Origin of the sequence: Phosphitispora fastidiosa (genome assembly GCF_019008365.1) — a bacterium.
Taxonomy (GTDB): Bacteria; Bacillota; Thermincolia; order Thermincolales; family UBA2595; genus Phosphitispora; species Phosphitispora fastidiosa.
The window spans coordinates 154,616-173,621 of the sequence record NZ_JAHHUL010000006.1; the positions used below are offsets into that span (position 1 = coordinate 154,616).

General features: G+C 46.7%; 20 protein-coding genes and 1 riboswitch. Of the genes, 17 read left to right on the top strand and 3 right to left on the bottom strand.

What is annotated here, in order from left to right; genetic code table 11:
- Window positions 1-2 precede the first annotated feature (2 nt).
- The 10 genes from cobA to mutT all read left to right on the top strand — a co-directional run bounded on the left by cobA (window position 3) and on the right by mutT (window position 10,543).
- Window positions 3-1,535, top strand: a complete 1,533-nt coding sequence (cobA, locus tag Ga0451573_RS08180; RefSeq protein ID WP_231683398.1) for a uroporphyrinogen-III C-methyltransferase — start codon at window positions 3-5, stop codon at window positions 1,533-1,535.
- On the top strand, window positions 1,536-2,519 hold the full coding sequence (gene hemB / locus Ga0451573_RS08185; protein ID WP_231683399.1) for a porphobilinogen synthase: 984 nt from the start codon (window positions 1,536-1,538) through the stop codon (window positions 2,517-2,519). It begins immediately after the preceding gene.
- Window positions 2,519-3,514, top strand: a complete 996-nt coding sequence (gene nirJ2 / locus Ga0451573_RS08190; protein WP_231683400.1) for a putative heme d1 biosynthesis radical SAM protein NirJ2 — start codon at window positions 2,519-2,521, stop codon at window positions 3,512-3,514. The genes hemB and nirJ2 overlap by 1 nt, the downstream gene beginning before the upstream one ends.
- A gap of 173 nt (window positions 3,515-3,687) precedes the next feature.
- Window positions 3,688-4,980: a glutamate-1-semialdehyde 2,1-aminomutase gene (hemL, locus tag Ga0451573_RS08195; RefSeq protein WP_231683401.1), complete on the top strand. Its 1,293-nt coding sequence runs from the start codon at window positions 3,688-3,690 to the stop codon at window positions 4,978-4,980.
- A gap of 101 nt (window positions 4,981-5,081) precedes the next feature.
- A complete protein-coding gene (locus Ga0451573_RS08200; RefSeq protein ID WP_231683402.1) occupies window positions 5,082-5,330 on the top strand; it encodes a hypothetical protein in 249 nt (82 codons plus the stop codon).
- A 29-nt stretch (window positions 5,331-5,359) separates the two neighbouring features.
- Complete coding sequence (locus Ga0451573_RS08205) at window positions 5,360-6,136, top strand: CheR family methyltransferase (RefSeq protein ID WP_231683403.1); 777 nt, start codon at window positions 5,360-5,362, stop codon at window positions 6,134-6,136.
- A gap of 57 nt (window positions 6,137-6,193) precedes the next feature.
- On the top strand, window positions 6,194-8,371 hold the full coding sequence (locus Ga0451573_RS08210; protein ID WP_231683404.1) for a cell division protein FtsA: 2,178 nt from the start codon (window positions 6,194-6,196) through the stop codon (window positions 8,369-8,371).
- Between the two features lie 148 nt (window positions 8,372-8,519).
- On the top strand, window positions 8,520-8,717 hold the full coding sequence (locus Ga0451573_RS08215; protein ID WP_231683405.1) for an aspartyl-phosphate phosphatase Spo0E family protein: 198 nt from the start codon (window positions 8,520-8,522) through the stop codon (window positions 8,715-8,717).
- A 104-nt stretch (window positions 8,718-8,821) separates the two neighbouring features.
- Window positions 8,822-8,904: riboswitch (cyclic di-GMP riboswitch) on the top strand.
- A gap of 94 nt (window positions 8,905-8,998) precedes the next feature.
- Window positions 8,999-10,132: an HD-GYP domain-containing protein gene (locus tag Ga0451573_RS08220; protein WP_231683406.1), complete on the top strand. Its 1,134-nt coding sequence runs from the start codon at window positions 8,999-9,001 to the stop codon at window positions 10,130-10,132.
- 24 nt (window positions 10,133-10,156) lie between these two features.
- On the top strand, window positions 10,157-10,543 hold the full coding sequence (gene mutT / locus Ga0451573_RS08225) for an 8-oxo-dGTP diphosphatase MutT (protein ID WP_231683407.1): 387 nt from the start codon (window positions 10,157-10,159) through the stop codon (window positions 10,541-10,543).
- A gap of 365 nt (window positions 10,544-10,908) precedes the next feature.
- On the opposite strand, the gene Ga0451573_RS08230 is transcribed toward mutT, so the two are convergent.
- Window positions 10,909-11,958 (bottom strand): rhodanese-like domain-containing protein, encoded by a 1,050-nt coding sequence (locus Ga0451573_RS08230; RefSeq protein ID WP_231683408.1) that lies wholly within the window; start codon window positions 11,956-11,958, stop codon window positions 10,909-10,911.
- A gap of 727 nt (window positions 11,959-12,685) precedes the next feature.
- Here Ga0451573_RS08230 and Ga0451573_RS08235 point away from each other — a divergent pair.
- From Ga0451573_RS08235 to Ga0451573_RS08255, 5 genes are read left to right on the top strand one after another with little or no spacing between them, the layout of a single operon-like run.
- The gene (locus tag Ga0451573_RS08235) at window positions 12,686-13,714 is read left to right on the top strand and encodes an ABC transporter substrate-binding protein (RefSeq protein ID WP_231683409.1); all 1,029 of its coding nucleotides are present in this window, start codon (window positions 12,686-12,688) and stop codon (window positions 13,712-13,714) included.
- Window positions 13,689-14,495, top strand: coding sequence for an ABC transporter permease (locus tag Ga0451573_RS08240; protein WP_231683410.1), 807 nt, complete (start codon window positions 13,689-13,691; stop codon window positions 14,493-14,495). Before Ga0451573_RS08235 ends, Ga0451573_RS08240 begins: the two co-directional genes overlap by 26 nt.
- Complete coding sequence (locus Ga0451573_RS08245; RefSeq protein WP_231683411.1) at window positions 14,492-15,202, top strand: ABC transporter ATP-binding protein; 711 nt, start codon at window positions 14,492-14,494, stop codon at window positions 15,200-15,202. The genes Ga0451573_RS08240 and Ga0451573_RS08245 overlap by 4 nt, the downstream gene beginning before the upstream one ends.
- Window positions 15,203-15,206: 4 nt before the next feature.
- Window positions 15,207-15,677: an HAD family hydrolase gene (locus Ga0451573_RS08250; RefSeq protein ID WP_231683412.1), complete on the top strand. Its 471-nt coding sequence runs from the start codon at window positions 15,207-15,209 to the stop codon at window positions 15,675-15,677.
- A gap of 20 nt (window positions 15,678-15,697) precedes the next feature.
- Window positions 15,698-16,756 (top strand): threonine aldolase family protein, encoded by a 1,059-nt coding sequence (locus Ga0451573_RS08255; RefSeq protein WP_231683413.1) that lies wholly within the window; start codon window positions 15,698-15,700, stop codon window positions 16,754-16,756.
- On the opposite strand, the gene Ga0451573_RS08260 is transcribed toward Ga0451573_RS08255, so the two are convergent.
- Both Ga0451573_RS08260 and Ga0451573_RS08265 read right to left on the bottom strand, forming a co-directional pair.
- A complete protein-coding gene (locus Ga0451573_RS08260; protein WP_231683414.1) occupies window positions 16,722-16,940 on the bottom strand; it encodes a hypothetical protein in 219 nt (72 codons plus the stop codon). The genes Ga0451573_RS08255 and Ga0451573_RS08260 overlap by 35 nt on opposite strands.
- Before the next feature lie 177 nt (window positions 16,941-17,117).
- Complete coding sequence (locus Ga0451573_RS08265) at window positions 17,118-17,411, bottom strand: hypothetical protein (RefSeq protein ID WP_231683415.1); 294 nt, start codon at window positions 17,409-17,411, stop codon at window positions 17,118-17,120.
- A gap of 194 nt (window positions 17,412-17,605) precedes the next feature.
- Here Ga0451573_RS08265 and Ga0451573_RS08270 point away from each other — a divergent pair, with 194 nt between their 5' ends.
- Window positions 17,606-18,355, top strand: a complete 750-nt coding sequence (locus Ga0451573_RS08270) for a copper amine oxidase N-terminal domain-containing protein (RefSeq protein WP_231683416.1) — start codon at window positions 17,606-17,608, stop codon at window positions 18,353-18,355.
- Window position 18,356: 1 nt separating this feature from the next.
- Window positions 18,357-19,006, top strand: a 650-nt coding sequence (locus tag Ga0451573_RS08275) for an Athe_2463 domain-containing protein (protein WP_435052286.1), incomplete at its 3' end; no start/stop codon positions are given.

Here is a 19,006-nt window from a genome sequence, read left to right on the forward strand (position 1 = left end):
TTATGGAAAATGGCAGAGTCTATTTGGTAGGCGCGGGTCCCGGAGACCCCAAACTTATTACTGTAAAAGGCCTGGAATGTATTCAGACCGCAGATGTCATTGTATATGACCGGTTGTCCAGTCCCCGGCTGCTGTCTCATGCTAAACCGGGAGCGGAACTGATTTATGCGGGAAAGTCTCCTGTCAGGCATACCCTCAAGCAGGACGAGATTAACCGGGTCCTGGTTGATAAGGCCCAGGAAGGGAAAACAGTTACCCGGCTCAAGGGTGGCGACCCCTTTGTTTTTGGCAGGGGGGGCGAGGAGGCGGAATTCCTCCTGGAAAATAATATTCCCTTTGAGGTAGTGCCCGGAATAACTTCCGGGATAGCAGTTCCCGCTTATGCCGGAATTCCGGTAACCCACCGTGATTTTAATTCCACTCTGGCAATTATTACCGGAAATGAAGACCCCACCAAAGAGGATACATCAGTCGAATGGGATAAGGTGGCCACCGGATGTGGGACTATCGTATTCTATATGGGCATGAGCAATCTTCCTTATATAGTGGAAAAGCTCACTGCCAACGGGAGACCTCCGGAAACTCCGGCAGCAGTTATCAGATGGGGCACCAGGCCGGAACAGAAAACGGTGACCGGCGTCCTCAGCAACATTGTGGAAAAGGCCAGGGAGGCCCAGATGGGACACCCGGCAATAATTGTGGTTGGTGAAGTGGTTTCTCTGAGGGAAAAACTGATGTGGTTTGAACAGAGACCGTTATTTGGGCAAAGAGTTCTGGTGACCCGTTCCCGCAGCCAGGCCAGTGCGCTGGCCCGGGAAATTGAGCTTTTGGGCGGTGAACCCTGGGAGTTTCCGACCATTGAAATCACAGCTCCCGAGGATTACGGACCGCTGGACAGAGCTATTACGGATATTGACTCATATGACTGGCTGGTCCTGACCAGTGTCAATGGTGTCCAGTCTTTTATGAATCGCATGAGGGAGATTAAAAAAGATGTCAGATGCCTGAAGGATACCAAGATTGCTGCCATTGGCCCCAAAACCAGGGAAGAGATTGAGAAATATGGGGTCTTTTGCGAATTTATGCCTGAGGAGTTTGTGGCTGAAGCAATAATTGACATCTTCCGGGAACACGATCTCAGAGGCAAGCGATTCCTGCTGCCGCGTGCTGATATCGCCAGGAAGGTGCTGCCTGATACCCTTGAATCCATGGGGGCGATAGTTGATGAGGTAACTGCCTACCGGACGGTGATGGGTTCCGGAGATAGCGCCGAGGTTATTAAAATGCTGGAGGAGAAGCGGATACATGTCCTCACCTTCACAAGTTCGTCAACTGTGAAGAATTTTGTCAGGAAAATCGGGGCAGATAATATCCCCAGACTTACAGAAGGTGTTATAGTTGCCAGTATCGGGCCGATTACTTCAGCGGCAGCCCGGGAACTGGGCCTTGAGGTTGCTGTTGAGGCCGAGGTATATACTATAGATGGCCTGGTGCAGGCTGTTTTGGACTATATAAAAACACAGGAGGCGGAGTAAATGAGTTTTCCGGTTGTAAGGGCGAGGAGGCTGAGAAGTTCTGAGAATATGCGCCGTCTGGTCAGGGAAAACCGCCTGACAACTGATGACCTCATATATCCCCTGTTCGTAACAAACGGTGATGGTGTCAATAATCCAGTTGCTTCAATGCCAGGGGTTTTTCAGCAGTCAGTTGACAATATTTTAAAGGAAACAGATGAGATTGTAAAACTGGGCATTCCCGGGGTGCTGCTGTTTGGCATCCCTGCCTACAAAGATGCCCAGGGTTCTTCGGCTTATGATGATAATGAAGCAGTCCAGCGCGCTATCAGGGAAATAAAGCAGAAATATCCTGAGCTTTTGGTGATTCCGGACCTTTGTATGTGTGAATACACCAGTCACGGGCATTGCGGTCTCCTTGACGAGAAGGGTAATGTGCTGAATGACCAGACAATTGAGATTCTGGCCAAGATTGCCTTGTCATATGCAATGGCCGGAGCAGATATGGTAGCCCCTTCAGATATGATGGACGGGCGGGTTGCCGCAATCAGGAAGGCCCTTGATGCCAATGGTTACAGTAATATACCGATTATGTCTTATTCAGCCAAGTATGCTTCAGGTTTTTACGGGCCGTTCCGGGATGTTGCCGAATCAACCCCACAGTTTGGTGACCGCAGGGGCTATCAGATGGACCCGGCGAACGGTGATGAGGCTCTGAAGGAAGTTTGGCTTGACGTGGAAGAAGGGGCGGATATTGTGATGGTTAAACCGGCCCTGCCTTACCTTGACATTATCAGGAGAATTAAAGATGAATTCAATATGCCTGTGGCAGCTTATAATGTCAGCGGCGAGTTTGCCATGATTAAGGCAGCTGTCCAAAACGGCTGGCTTGACGAAAAAAGAGTGGTCATGGAAGCCCTGACGGGTATGAAAAGGGCCGGGGCAGATATTATAATTACCTATCATGCAAAAGATGTTGCCAAATGGCTGAAGGAGGAACAGTAATGATCATTTCCTGGAATACGACAAATCAATGCAACATGTACTGTGATCACTGTTACCGGGATGCCGGCGCCAGGGCAGATGAAGAACTGAATACCGAGGAAGGGAAGGCCCTGCTTGACGAGATTAAAAAAGCCGGGTTCAAAATCATGATATTCAGCGGCGGGGAACCGTTTATGAGGCCAGACATCTTCGAACTGGTTGAATACTCAAAAAGTCTGGGCCTGATTACGGTTTTCGGTACCAATGGCACCCTGATTACCCCCGAGGTGGCTCAAAGGTTGAAAGAAATCGGTGTGGATGGGGTTGGCATCAGCCTGGACAGCCTGGATAGGGAGAAACACGACCGGCTCAGGAAGTTTAAAGGAGCCTGGGACGGGGCTGTACAGGGAATGAAGAACTGCCATGCTGCCGGGGTTCCTTTCCAGATTCATACTACCCTGATGGACTGGAACTGGAACGAGGCCGAGGCAATTACAGATTTTGCTATTGAGCTGGGGGCTAAGGCCCACCACTTCTTCTTCCTGGTTCCTACCGGAAGGGCCAAAAATATTGAAGAAGAGTCCCTCAGGGCTGAACAATACGAAGAAATTCTGACCCGGATTATGAAGAAACAGCAGCAGGTTGATATTGAACTGAAACCCACCTGTGCGCCCCAGTTCATGAGGATTGCCAAACAGATGGGGATGGACCTCAGGTTTGGGCGCGGCTGCCTGGCGGGGACCTCATACTGCATTATCGGTCCTAAGGGCAAGGTTCAGCCGTGTGCCTATATGGACATGGAGGTCGGCAATGTCAGGGAAACCCCATTCAGTGAAATATGGACTGACAGTGAGGTTTTCCGGACCCTGAGGACACTGGATTACAAGGGTGGCTGCGGCAGTTGCGGCTATAAGAAAATCTGCGGCGGCTGCCGTGCCAGAGCCGCATTTTACAATGACGGCGACTATATGGCTGAAGAACCATGGTGCTTGTATCAGGGGAGAAAAGGTTATTGAGGGCGTAGGCCGCAATGACAGCTAACACAAATAGGGTAGAGAGGCACCGGGCTGCCCGGACTGATTGGCAGCCGAGGTACTTCTCTACCTTTTACATAATTAAAAGTAAACCTGTGGGAACAATAAATGTGCGCTTATTTCCGGCGCAAATCTAGTGAAAGGCGGTACAAATAATGCATAAAGGCTACAGTCAATCTGTCAAACTTTTTGAGGAGGCCCAAAAATATATTCCGGGTGGAGTCAATAGTCCTGTAAGGGCTTTTAAATCTGTCGGACACGACCCTGTTTTCATCGAGAAAGCCAATGGCTCCAAAATTTATGATGCTGACGGAAATGAGTACATAGACTATGTAGGGTCTTGGGGCCCCATGATTCTCGGACACCAGCATCCTGAGGTTGTTGCGGCCCTCAAAGCATACCTGGATAAAGGAACCAGCTATGGAGCGCCAACCGAACTGGAGACTGAAATGGCTAAAACCATTATTGCTGCCTTTCCGGCTATGGATATGGTCAGGATGGTTAATTCAGGAACAGAGGCTACAATGAGCGCCTTAAGGGCTGCCCGGGGATATACCGGGAGGAACAAGATAGTCAAGTTTGAGGGTTGTTATCATGGACATGCCGATTCCCTGCTTATTAAGGCAGGTTCAGGAGCGCTGACTCTTGGAGTCCCCACCAGCCCGGGGGTGCCGGAGAATATCGCTGTGAACACAATTACGGCCCAGTTTAATAACCTGGACACAGTAAAAAAGATATTTGAAATAGAGGGTGAGGACATTGCGGCCGTTATCGTAGAGCCGGTAGCCGGCAATATGGGAGTCGTCCCGCCCCAACCCGGATTTCTGGAAGGACTCCGGGAAATAACGGGGAAATATGGCGCCCTGCTGATATTTGATGAAGTAATGACAGGGTTCAGGGTGGCCTATGGCGGAGCTCAGCTGCGTTTTGGCATTGAGCCTGACCTGACCTGCCTGGGTAAGGTTATCGGAGGCGGTCTCCCGGTAGGCGCCTATGGCGGAAGACAGGAAATCATGTCAAGGATTGCTCCCTCAGGCCCCATTTACCAGGCCGGTACCCTGTCAGGGAACCCCCTGGCAATGACAGCAGGGCTGGTTACCTTAAAACAACTGCAAAAACCCGGTATCTATGACGAACTGGAGAAAAAGGCTTCCCGGCTGGCAGCAGGACTTGCTGATGCGGCAGATAAGGCCGGCGCTGTTGCCTCCTTTAACAGGGTCGGCTCAATGGTATGTACCTTTTTCACCGGTGAGCAGGTGACCGATTTCGCGACTGCCTGCAGCTCTGATACCAACAAATTTGCTGCCTTCTTCAGGATCATGCTGGAAAAGGGTATTTACCTGGCGCCGTCACAGTTTGAGGCAGCCTTTGTCTCCCTGGCCCATACTGATGCAGACATTGACCGGACAGTTGCTGCGGCTTCTGAGGCCTTTCGTGAAGTCTTATAGAAGATTAAAAAATTACTCCTAAAGAGGGAGATATTTCAAAAAAAGAGAGGAAAAACGTTAATTTTTGTCGAATAATTAAAAATTGGTAAGGAGTGGGTAGGGTGGTAAACAGGAAGAACCTTATCACAATTCTGCTTGCAGTGGCCTTGGTGTTTGTTATTTATTTTAATATCAACCGGACTCAACACGGGAACCCTGAGGAGTGGATGAAGGAACACGGTGTGATTACGGAACGCCGCGGGGACCCTGAGAGATTTTGCCTGGACTGCCACAGTAAAAAGTTCAGCCATACCAAGGAAAACTTCTGTAATAAGTGTCATATACCAAATAATGTTGAACCGGTAAAGTAATAATTTATTGTGCAGAGAGGTAGAACACTATGGCGGATGCATATGAAACATTTCTGGATGGCTTACGGAGAAAAAAAGGTCTGGATTTAACCGGTTACAAACGTCCCCAGATGGAGAGGCGTATCAACAGTCTGATGCGGAGTCTGAAAATCACTGATTACGGCATATATCTGGGTCTGCTGGAAAAAGAAATAGCCCATTGGAGGAAGTTTCTTGATACATTAACTATTAATGTATCAGAATTCTACAGGAACCCTTCTCAGTGGCAGGTCCTGGAAGAAAAGATTCTGCCTGAACTGATTCAGGCGTCCCGGTCGTTGAAAATATGGAGCGCGGGGTGTTCCACCGGTGAAGAGCCCTATACCCTAACTATGGTGATGATGAACCGTTTTCCCCATATAAACTTCACTATGCTGGCCACCGATGTTGATGACGAGGTGCTAAACAAAGCCAGGACGGGAGTATATAATGATAAGGCTGTCCTGAATCTGCCTCAGAATTATATTAATGGGAATTTTACTAAGGAAGGCAGCAACTTCAAAATAAAAGATGAAGTAAAAAAAAGAGTCAATTTTATGAAACACAACCTTTTGACAGATGCTTTTGACAGAAATTTTGATTTGATTCTGTGCCGGAATGTGGTTATCTATTTTACAGAGGAAAGTAAGGCCCAGCTTTACCGGAAGTTTTATACCGGATTGAAACAAAATGGAATCCTTTTTACAGGGAGTACCGAACAGATATTTCAGGCCAGGGAAATTGGCTTTTCTCTTGTATCATCTTTTTTCTACAAGAAAGGTGACTGAGGAAAGGTAATCAAACAATGATTTCAATTTGCCCTTAACGGAGAGGGGGGTTAAATTATGTCTGGTGAAACAATTTTTGCCCTGGATATCGGCACCAGGTCAATTACCGGTGTCATCATGCAGGAGACAACCAAAGGTCTTGAAATTTTGGCAGCAGAACAAAGGGAGCACCAAAACAGGGCTATGATTGACGGACAGATACATGATATTGAACAGGTGGCCGAATCAATTAAGGCGATTAAGGACAAGCTTGAGAACAGACTTGGCCAGACCCTTAAACAGGCTGCTGTGGCAGCCGCAGGAAGGGCTCTGAAGACTACAAGGCTTAATGTGAGTGCAGATATTCCAGAATTCCGGGAGATACACCGGGATGATATCCTCAGGCTTGAACTTCAGGCGGTACAGGAAGCTCAAAGCCGTTTGGCAAATGAGGAAGATACCCAGACAGCAGAGTCCCTGAATTATCACTGTGTCGGCTACAGTGTAGTTTATTATGAGCTGGATGGCTATAAAATCGGCAGCTTATACAGTCAGAAGGGCAGGAATATGAGTGTTGAGGTTATTGCAACTTTTCTGCCCAGGGTTGTTGTCGATTCTCTCTTTGCTGCTTTGCAGCAGGCAGGTTTGGAAATGGCCAGCCTGACCCTGGAGCCTATTGCCGCAAGTGCGGTGGTGGTGCCGCCCAGTATGAGACAGCTAAATATTGCACTTGTTGATATAGGGGCCGGAACTTCGGATATTGCTATTACCGACGATGGGTCCATAGCCGGTTACGGAATGGTTCCGGTAGCCGGTGATGAAATAACAGAGAAGATTTCTGAAATATACCTGCTTGATTTTAACACGGCAGAGAGGATTAAGCGGTCCCTGCAGGATAACAGTGACATTGGTTTTACCGATGTCCTGGGAATTGAGCATACTGTTTCCGCCAGGGAGGTTCTTGATATTGTCGGAGAAGCTGTCCAGGATTTAACGAAACAGATAAGTGATAAAATAATTGAACTTAACGGAAAGACCCCGCAGGCCGTTATTTGTATTGGCGGAGGAAGCCTTACTCCTCTATTAAAGGATATGCTGGCAGACAATATTGGGCTTACCAGGCAGAGAGTGGCAGTCAGGGGCCGGGAGGCGATTGCAGAGGTGTTCGGTACCCAGGAACTGATGGGGCCTGAGGCCGTAACTCCAATTGGAATAGCTGTGACAGCATATGAACATAAGGGCCTTGGGTTTGCCAAGGTGATGGTTAATGACCGGCAGATCCGGCTTTTTGAGGTCAACCGGGGTACAGTGGCCGATGCCCTGCTGGCAGCAGGCATCAGTATGCGCAAGACACAACCGCGGCTGGGAATGGCCCTTACTTTGACGGTCAACGGAGATTTAAAGATCATCAAAGGCGGCAGAGGCAAACCGGCAGTTATCCGGCTGAACGGGGAAGACGTTACCATTGATGTCCCGGTAAAACATAATGATATCATAGAATTTGTTGAGGCCCGGGATGGTGAAAACGCCCGGGGACACATTTACGATCTGGTGCCCCACATCTTTGCTTTGAATATTTCTGTTAACAGCGAACCTTTTGTGATTAACCCGGTGATTACTATGAACGGTAAACCTGCGGCCTACCACGAAGAGCTCGTGGATAATGCCAGGGTAGTCCATTATTTACCCAGGACTGTGACAGAGGTCCTGGAAATAGCGGGCTGTGCTGATTCCGGTGACGATTGCTACATATATATTAACGAGCGTTTGGTTGATTCCATGGCTGAAGTTAATGACGGGGATGACATAATCCTGGAAAGGGCTGCTGAACCAATACCGACCGGTGAACCAATGCCAAACGTTGAGCCTGTTCCAGGAGATGATACCGGCGATATCCAAACTGAGCCGGATACTGCGGCAGAGCCAATGAAAGCGGCGGAGCTTGCAGAGCATGCAGAGACGGCAGAGCATGCAGAGACAGTAGAGTATGCAGAGACAGTAGAGCATGCAGAGACAGTAGATCCGGCAGGTGAGGACGAATCTAATGTCCCCAGGTTTACTATTGTCACGGTTAATAATGAAACGGTAGAAATTCCTGGGGTGGATGCTATTCTTACAGATGTACTGACACGGACCAATCTTCAGTTAATACCTCCCGAAACCGGAATGAGACTTGAACTAAAAGTTAACGGGAGCTCCGCTGAATTTACAACGCCACTTAAAGATGGTGACAATGTATTATTAGAATGGAAATAATAATATTTTGGAAAAAAAATTTCGATTTGACGGTATTCGACATTTTCTCTGAAGGATATTTGCAATAATTCCTAGAAGAAAACATAAAAAAAACACAGTTTGGGACAGATTAACAATCCAACCACAATAAAGTGTGGGAGAGATGAAAATGTGGACAAACCGTCGGGAATTCCGGAAAAAGATCCGGGAAAAACAGAGAGAAATGTACAGTTTGGTAAAGAATAAGGGTCTAAATGACCCGGATGTGTACAACAAGAGCTGTGAAATTGACTGTTTGATAGTAGAGTATATGAAAAGATATAACTGTTTTATCAGTACAACATTATTTAATAATTATTATAATTAGGGCTTTTGATACAGTTGCTCAATTGGGATTAATATTTCTTTACCGGACACCCTGTTTACATTGGCTTGTAACGTATAAATATAATAAGCTAACCGCATATTTTTTTACCGTAAAGGCAAACCTACCGAAAGTTAGGGACGCAAAGCCATGGGTCTAAAGCTTTTGCTATGACAGCCAGGCTGCCGAAAAACTGATCCGTCTGCTTTTCCGGCAAGCAAGGCGGAATTTTTATTTCCTAAAATGACGAAAGTGACGAAAATGACAGGAGAGGGGGCAGGTCTATGCGCAAAATATCTGTAAGCAAGCTGCAGTCAGGGATGATTTTGGGGAAAAGTCTTTATTCAGCCAATGGGAGCGTCTTGCTTTCTGCCGGGAGTGAACTTAACCCTGCATATGCCAAAAGGCTGCAGGCCCTGGGTTACCCGACAATCATTATTATTGACGGTTTTTGCCGGGACATCGAGTTCCCCGATGTAGTTTCTGACAGTACAAGATTAGACGGGATTATAACATTGCGAAGGGTTTTTGAAGAGGCTAAAAAGTACCAAAAGGTAGATACCAAACTGATTAAGGATCTGGTAAACAGGCTGGCAGACGAGGTTCTGCAGAACAGGCAGCTGCTTTTTGAATTTTGTGATATCCGCTCTTATGACAGTTACCTGTATGCCCACTGCCTGAATGTATGTATCCTGTCACTGCGCATCGGTCTGGCCTTAAACTATAACGAGGTTCAGTTGCGGGACCTGGGAGTGGGGGCAGTTATGCACGATATCGGGTCCATGTATGTTGATCCCAAGGTGGTGGAAAAACCGGGCCGGCTTTCGCCCGAAGAATTCAGTCAAATGCAGCAGCACAGCATCAAAGGTTTTAACCTCCTGAGAGACCAGAAAGATGTTAACCTGCTGGCAGCACATGTTGCTTTTCAGCATCATGAACGCATAGATGGTACTGGTTACCCGAGAGCCCTAAAGAATACTGACATCTGTGAATTTGCCAGGATTGCAGCCATTGCTGACCTGTTTGATGCCCTTACCAGTGAGCGGAAACACCGGAAGGCTTACAGCACCTGTGAGGCTATAGAACTGATGAATGAAGAAGCAGGGCTGAAAATAGACAGCTCATTAATGGAGCTTTTTCTGCAAAATGTCGCCCGGTATGCTGCCGGTTCTTTGGTGGAGCTTAGCTCGGGTGAGATAGGGCTTGTTGTATGCAATAGGCGCATTCACCCAGAGAAGCCTGTGGTGAGGATACTTACCGATAGCAATAAAATTCCTGCCGGTCCTGATTACGTTCAGGAAATTGAATTAGTTAAAGAAACCGGCCTGAATATAGCAAGGGCGCTGCAGGATGACAGTGGATTTGCCGATGAACTTGGGGTTATCTATAATCAGGGGCAAAAGGTTGTAAATTCGTAGGCGGAAGGAGATTACCGCAAAACCATGAAAATACTGGTTGTCACGGCAGCAATTATAGAAAATAATGGTAAGTTCCTCATTGCCCAAAGGAAAAAAGGCTCTCACCAGGGGATGAAATGGGAGTTCCCCGGAGGCAAGGTAGAGCAGGGAGAAGATCCCGAAGCCTGCCTGATAAGAGAAATCAAGGAGGAGCTTGACATTAATGTTGAAGTGGGAGATATTTTCAAGGTCGTCTCCCACATCTATGAGGACAGGCAGGTTATCCTGCTCTGCTACCTTTGCAGCCTAAAGGGCGGCCAGCCGTCCTGCATCGACTGCCAGGACTGGAAGTGGGCTGACCCTGAGGAAATGATGGGATATGAATTTGCCCCGGCAGATATCCCGGTTGTGCGGAAGTTGCTGGGTCAGTAAAACCTGGGCTTATTATTTTTCAATTGTAATCTGGATAGGGGTAGATGTATTCGGCCTTGCGGAACACATCTACCCCTATTCAACAACACAAGTGAAAAATAGTAAAGCCAAGTAATAATAGAGCGGGTGTCCCAAATGGGGCACCCGCTCTGGATTAGGCCTATGAATTAGGGAGGGGCAGATATGGTTCCGGAACGATGAGACTGATGTCCGCTTGTCGGCAATCCGCGTAAGCGGGAGCCGCAAACAAGCGGAATCGTTGCCATCGTGGAGGAATTATATCTGCCCCTCCCTTCAATTTTATAGGCCAAAAGAAAAGGTGTCCCATTATGGGACACCCGCTTGTATTTTGGTAAGCTATTTTATTAGTTGGCGACTGTCTCAAATCCAGGTGATTTGGTAAAGGCTTTAACAGCGCCCATTCCTTCAGTTTTGTCATTCCAGCCCATAGTACCGAACTTGAGGACATAAGATTCATAACCGAGCTGGTTGAGGAACATTGAGGTATAGCTTGCGGTGTGACCGGTGTAGCAGATAACAACAATCTTCTTATCGGTAGGAAGTTTCTTCAGGTTTTCTTCCTTGGCAATAGCGCCATAAGGGATATTAATTGCTCCCGGAACATGGCCTTTGGCATAGTCTTCAGGCTTCTGGATGCTGAGGAGGAAGTAGCTGTCATCTCCACCCTTGATAACTTTTTCATCAATTTCCTGAGGACTTACTGTAGGTCCTCTGCCTGCGGACAGGTAGGCATCGGTAGCTGCGATAATGATTTCTTCAGGAGTCTGAGCGCCGGTGTTAACTTCAGGAATTTCGTTAACAGCCTGAGCTTCAACAGCTTCGGTGTTCACATCAAAACCGGCTGACCCGGCGTAAGGTACAACCGCGCCCATTCCCGGTGATGCTTCGTTCCAGCCGTTCATCCCCATCTTCATTGCATAGGAATCATAACCAAGCTGGTTGAGGAACATTGAGGTATAGCTGGCGGTATGGCCGGTGTAGCAGATAACAACAATCTTCTTATCCTTGGGAAGCTGGGCCAGGCTTTCTGCTTTAGCAATTTGAGCATAAGGGATATTGATTGCTCCTTTTACATGGCCTTTGGCATAGTCTTCAGGCTTTTGGATACTGAGGAGGAAATAGCCGGCATCGCCGCCCTGAACTACTTTTTCGTTAACCTCTTCAGCGCTGATTGTCGGAGCCGGAGCTGGATCTGCGCCGAGGTAAGCAGCGGTAGCTTCAATAATCGCGGCGGATTCAACTACTTTTTCTTCAGCGGGCTGATTGTTTTCGACCGGTTCCTTTGCAGGATCATCTGCCGAATTTTCCGTGCCCCCGCACCCTGCCAGTGTTACCATCAGGCTGAGGGCGATAAGCAGCGCCATTACAGAATAAAGTCCTTTTCTCTTTAACATTTTTTTTCTGCCTCCTTAGATTTTATTAGTATTTTGCTCCCGGAATTCTCCTGACTACGGTAGAGTCCAGATGATTGGTCCGGGGAAAATTAAATCTCAATACCGGTCTCATCGACCTCCTTTCAGAAATTCTTGTTTATGACCGGAAGTTCAAAGCAAATGAAGCATCCAGTTCATAAAGTTAAGTGATTCACATAACAAACACTCTTATAATTAAACCAAAATATAGTGAATTTAAACATATTTTGATAAAATAAGACATTATTCGATAAGTATAAACATAATATTCTTCTTCATTGTGGTAATTCCTGCTAGACTAAGGAAGTTTTAATTTTCAAAAAAATAAAAAAACTTTCATTAGTACTATCTGCAGTAAGCCATAAATTTAGCAATTAAAAAAGTTTATATAAAGGTGTTTTTTAATCAGGAAATACTATAATAGCATTTAGTGAAGTCGCAATAAATAATTTTTAGATGTATCTTAGTATAGCAGGAATTTATAACTTTGTGAAGAATGAATATTATGTGCAGTAGTAAACTGCCTCTCATTTCCAAAATATATAAACCTGACAAAAACCCGGCTGAAACTTTTAGCCGGGTTTTTGCCGGGTTTTTACCAGGGACTGGACAGTATTTGCAGAATAATGGTAGAATATAGTCATTGACCGGGGGTGTCGGCATATATATAGCACATAGTCCGGTTATGTTTACAGAACGGAGGCACTATATGATGAAGAGATTTATGCTAATTTTTCTTTCAATACTGCTGTTGGCAGCGACGGCTGGATGTACGGGGAGCGGTACACCGGAAAAGGGCGGTGAGGACGGTGCGGCCTCAGGCAATGCTACTGATACCGGGGTAACCTTAAAGGTGGCATCAATCCAGGGGCCTTCTGCTCTAAGTATGATTCATATGATTGAAAACAACCCTTCCCTGGGTAATGATGCAAAGGCGGAGTATATCATAAAAGACAGCCCGGAGACTGTAAGAGCAATGCTGATTCATTCGGAGGCTGATATTGCCACAATACCCACTAACCTTGCTTCAATATTATATAATAAAGGTATACAGTATCAAACTGCAGCTATCGGCCTTTGGGGGACGCTCTACCTGGTCGGGAAAGATAATTCAGCTATCCGGCAATGGGATGACCTGAAAAATAAAAGGATTTACCTGATGGCTAAAGGGATGACACCTGATATTTCCTTTCGGTATATGCTTGAGAAAAAAGGCATTGACCCTGAGAAAGATGTTATCCTCGATTACAGGTATCCTATGCCTCAGGAGCTGGCCGGCGCTGTGGGGGCGGGCAGGGCTGACCTCGCTGTATTGTCAGAGCCTATGGTAAGCACTCTGCTTGCCAAAAACAGCAGCTTGAAAATCATTATGGATCTGACCCGGGAATGGGATGAAACTGCGGAAAATAAAATACCTCTTGCCCAGACCTGTGTCTTTGTAAAAAAGGAGTTTGCCCTGAAGTATCCCGGAATTGTTGCAGGTTTTTTAAAGGAATACGAGAAATCTATACAGTGGGTTAATGCCAACACTGAAGAAGCCGGGCAGCTGGCAGTGAAGCACGGAATAATGCCGGCAGCAGATGTGGCTTCAGATACTATCCCAAGATGTAATATGAGATATGAGGATGCCTCGAGTGTAAAAGAAGGCATTAACGCATATCTTAAGGTTTTCTATGATTTCGATCCCAATATTGTTGGAGGCAAACTGCCTGATGAAGGTTTTTATTACAAAAAGTAGGGCAATCCGTACAAAAGACAGGGCAGCGCTTATGAAGGACAGGGGATTGGTGGTACTTTCCGTCATCAGCTTAATTTTTCTATGGAAGATAATCTCCCTGGCTGCTGCTTCGGAGCTGCTGTTACCCACACCTGAAAAGACATTTCAGGTTCTGGTGAAGCTGGTTGCCTCTGATGAATTTGTTATCTCTGTGGGGTATACAGTACTGCGGGGTTTCCTGGGATTTTTGCTTTCTCTGGCCGTTGGGATAATAACCGGCATTTTGGCCGGTTTAAACAGAACATTTGATGTAATGATAAAACCGGTTCTGGTTGCCGTAAGGGCAACACCGGTTATTTCTATTATTCTTTTGGCCCTGATTTGGTTATCAACTGACCTGGTACCGGTCTTTATTGGTTTTCTGATAATGTATCCAATAATATCGACAAATGTTACCGAAGGGATAAAAAGTGTGGACGGGGAACTTGTGGACATGGCCAAAACTTACCGGGTTAAGACTTCAAGGCTCATCCGGGAAGTATACATTCCGGCAATTTCACCTTTTATAACAGGAGGTATATCCAATGCTGCCGGTATTGGGTGGAAAGCAATAATTGCCAGTGAGGTTTTAAGTCAGCCCAGGTTTGCCATTGGGACCCAGATGCATACTGCCCAGTCATACCTGATGGTGGCTGAACTACTTGCCTGGACGGTTATCGCCGTTATGCTTAGTTACATATTTGAAGTACTCATCCGGTTGTTCGAAAAGAGGGCGGCAGCCTGGAGACGGGAGATAGTATGAATTTAAGTATCAGTGGTCTTTATAAGAGTTTTCCTGGTGTAGACCTTTACCAAGATTTTCGAATCGAATTCAGAGAAGGCAGGATAACCGGAATCCTGGGCCCTTCTGGATGCGGCAAGACAACGCTGTTGAATATGATTACCGGAACGATCGCTCCTGATTCGGGAGAATTCCTCGGCCTTGCAGGGAAAAGGGTTTCCTGTATCTTTCAGGAACCAAGGCTGCTGCCCTGGAAGACGGTTAGTGAAAATGTGGAGTTTGTCTTAAAAGACCTTTTTCCCCAAAATGACAGGAGCAAAATTGTCTCGGGTCTGCTGAAAATGGTCAGCCTGGGGGACTTTGCCGGTCACTACCCGCGGGAGATCAGCAGCGGAATGAGACAAAGGGCAGCCGCGGCCCGGGCGTTTGCCTATCCTTCAGATATACTGGTTATGGACGAACCTTTTCGGGCCCTTGACCTGAAGCTTAAAAGGTCCCTGATTAACTCATTTCGGAAACTGTGGGACACTGACCGGAGGACAGTTGTGTTCGTTACCCATGATGTGGATGAAGCCCTTATGCTGTGTGATGAAATTTATATTTTTGGCGGACCCCCGGTTCGCATAATAAAAAAAATAGCAGTTACACTAAGTGATGGAGAATATTTCCCGGAAGACAGCTTGAGAGAAGCCATTAAGAATGAGATTTATCATTGTATGAAGGGGTGATATTATGATTTTACTATCTATACCGGGTTACCAGAATATTAACCTGGAGAATCTGGTGCTGGATTTTAACGGCACTCTGGCCTCTGATGGCAGGCTGTCCGGTAAGACCAGAGAATTGGTGAATGAAGCAGCCGGGTCGCTTAAAGTATATGTCCTGACAGCAGACACCTTTGGTTCAGCCGGGCGGGAGTGTGCCGGTCTGAAGGCTGAATTGGTGATGATTGACAAGGATGATGGCGGACCTGATAAAGAGGCCTTTATTGAAAAAATAGGGGCTGCGCATACGGCAGCATTCGGAAACGGAGTAAATGATGTACTGATGCTGGCCAAGGCAGCGTTGGGTGTTGTCGTTATGGGGCCCGAGGGCTGTGCGGGACAAGCCCTGGCAAGGGCAGATGTGGTAGTAAGGGATATCAATGAAGGGCTGGGACTGCTCCTCAATCCTGTCAGACTGGCTGCTACTCTGCGGAAATAGAGTTCAAAGGAGAAGAGGCTATGACAGTTACTAAAGGATTTGCCAGTGATAATAATGCGGGGGTCCATCCGCGGGTCATGGAGGCAATCACGGCAGCCAACAAGGGCCACGTGTTATCTTATGGTGATGACGAATACACCTTGCGGGCCCGGGAGAGGTTTGCTGATGTCTTTGGGAAAGAGGCAGAGGTTTTTTTCGTATATAACGGTACAGCTGCCAATGTCCTGGGACTGGAGGCAGCTGCAGAGTCCTTCAATGCAATTATCTGTTCTGATGCTGCCCACATAAATGTTGATGAGTGCGGCGCTCCCGAGAAGTTCACCGGCTGTAAACTGCTGCCTGTGCCCACGAAAGATGGGAAGTTAACAGTTGCCGGGATAAAGGCATATATGCACGGCTTTGGCAATCAACACCACACCCAGCCGCGGGTTATATCTGTTACTCAGGCCACGGAGTATGGCACTGTTTATACTTCGGAAGAAATACACCAGATTGCCGGTTTTGCCCATCAAAACGGTATGCTTGTGCATATGGACGGGGCCAGGCTGGCAAATGCGGCGGCAGGCCTCCGGACTGGGCTGATGGAGTTAACCGGGGATGCCGGTGTCGACGTGTTGTCATTTGGTGGGACCAAAAACGGGCTGATGTTTGGGGAAACGGTTGTTTTCTTTAATCGGGAACTGGCACGGGATTTCATATTTATCAGAAAACAGGGGATGCAGCTGGCCTCAAAGATGCGCTTTATTGCTGTACAGTTCGAAGCCCTGCTGACAAATGACCTTTGGTTAAGTAATGCCAGGCATGCAAATAAAATGGCACAGCTTCTTGCCGCGGAGCTGGGAAAAATCCCAGGGGTAAAGCTGACACAGCAGGTTGAAGTAAATGCTGTTTTTGCGGTCATTCCGGCGGAAGTAATTCCCAGGCTTCAGGAAAAGTACTATTTTTATGTGTGGGATGAGGGAAAGAATGAAGTTAGGCTGATGACTTCCTTTGATACGAGTGAAGAGGAAGTGCGCGGCTTTGCCGGGATGGTGCGGGAGACAATCAACTGCTTTGTTCCATCCAGCCAATCTGAATAATTCCCTTAATTACAGAGAGCGGTACAGAGGTACTGTTATAAATCTCCATAACGGTGGCATTGGGGTTGGCTTTGATAAACTCAGAAATTGTATCATAATATTGTTTTGCTCTGATCATGCAGCCTTGACAAAAAGGCTGACCGGTGACATGACCACAGATAATGCAATTATATTGTTGGCGCATCTGAATCCTCCGTTTAGAATTGCGGTATTTGACAATACATGATATATATTCTATAAAAGATAGAAATACCCTTCCGCTTTTGAGAACATTGTTGAGTTAAAAAATAATATGCGGTGTTTGGCATCAGATGAAAAAACGAGGGAATAGTTAACCCCTCGTTTTTTTGCGGTTCAAAATCTAATAGTAATACGGCTGGTTATAGTTTAAGTAGTCGTAATTACCACCACTTACCTGTTGTACTGTACCGCCTGCGCTCATTATAGATGTCATCAGGTTTTGTAATCCCATTGAACCTCCTAATAGAGGAACTCTTACAATAAGACTTATACCCTGCGGAGATGTCACCTCAAGTATGTTTAATAAGTTTATCACAGCACCTGCAGGAATATGCACCCTCAAAACAGTACCGGGAGGTGAAGGCATCATTCCATACGTTCCATCATAGGGATAGCAGTTCTGGACATTATTCATTGCCAGCTTCACTCCTTTCTGGTTCACGATACATTTTATGTAGTCCGGATTGGTTTGGTTACATAACAAGTTACAAATAATATTTTTTATGCCACACGGGAAAAGATATATTGGCATAAAATGTAATAAATGGTATAATATAATATGTGTTTTGGGAGCAGATGGGTTCAAAAATGATGGGAGAGTGGAGAACTGTGAAGAAAATTGTGTTTTTGTTTGCCGCCCTGGTATGCTTACTGACAATATCCCCACCGGCACTGGCTGCCTATCCGGAGATTACAATCACGGTAAATGGCAGCAGAATAGCCAGTGATGTCAAGCCGTATATCGATGCCAATGATAGGACAATGGTCCCCATTCGTTTTGTAGCTGAAGCCCTGGGTTCAGAAGTGGACTGGAACCAGAAAACAAAGGGAGTGAGTGTGAAACGAAAGGAAAATGCAGTCTACCTTTGGGCGGGCAGGCAGGACTACACCGTCAACGGGAAAAGCAAAACAATGGATACAGTCCCTGTGATTCTGCCGCCGGGCCGGACTATGGTGCCGGTAAGGTTTGTAGCCGAAGCGCTGGGGTGTACGGTGAACTGGGACAGCGCGACCCGGACTGTGATGATTGTGCTGGACAATGGCTATGTGCTGCCCGAGGAGACGGATTTAGATATTGAAATTCCTGCAGTGGGGAAAAACTTCAATGATGTTGATATCGAAATCCTGGTCCTGATGTATAAAGATATGGCTTCACAAGAGGATGATTTATACGCCCTATTGGCAAGCAAATTCGGGGAAAAGTCAGGTCGGGAAATAACCGACTATGTTTTCAGCAAAAAAGACAGTTTTGATTATTTGCCGGACAGGTCCTGGCAGATTAATAACCAGCAGATTAAAGTAGGTTCCTTGTCAGGAGAAGCGTGGATATATATTCTTATTTATCTTCCGGGGGTGTAATATGTTCAAGCGGATAACCTGTCTGGCAGTCTTTTTACTCATGAGTATGCTTTTTACCGGGCCGTCCCTTGCCGGGGAGTATATCAGGTACATTCCTCCCCCGGCGCCTCCGGCGCAGATCGTAGGCTGTATTACAGATGATAATGATTTCTTGGGATGGGGATATTTTGTGACCATTCTTCCAGATGTGAAGCCGGAATTCTCTTCGATTAGGTTAATAAGATACCCTCAGGATGAACATATGCTGGTCTGGGGCGAGGAACACGGGGATTGTATTAACGGAGTCTACCGGTATTTGGGAATCAACAGATTTAAAGAATATATCACTAATATAAACTGGCCTTATGATGTGCCGGTGAATCCCGGGGCAATGCTGGATGACAACAATTGGATAGCTAATCCCTGGGCAAGCGGCAAGGTGGCCGATAAACTCAAACAAAGAGGAGAACCCCCCATTCATAAAAGTCCCTGGGATGGCGATACCAGGTTTCTTCCCAACATCGTCAAAGGCCTGCAGGCAAAACACACGGCTGAATTCAGGAGCGCTCCCGAATTAACCTGGACAGATTATGTACATATCCTGCAGCCCCCCACTTACTACGGCTGGGGTGTAGGGCGGGCCTGGCACATCAAGAACGGTGAGATACTTTA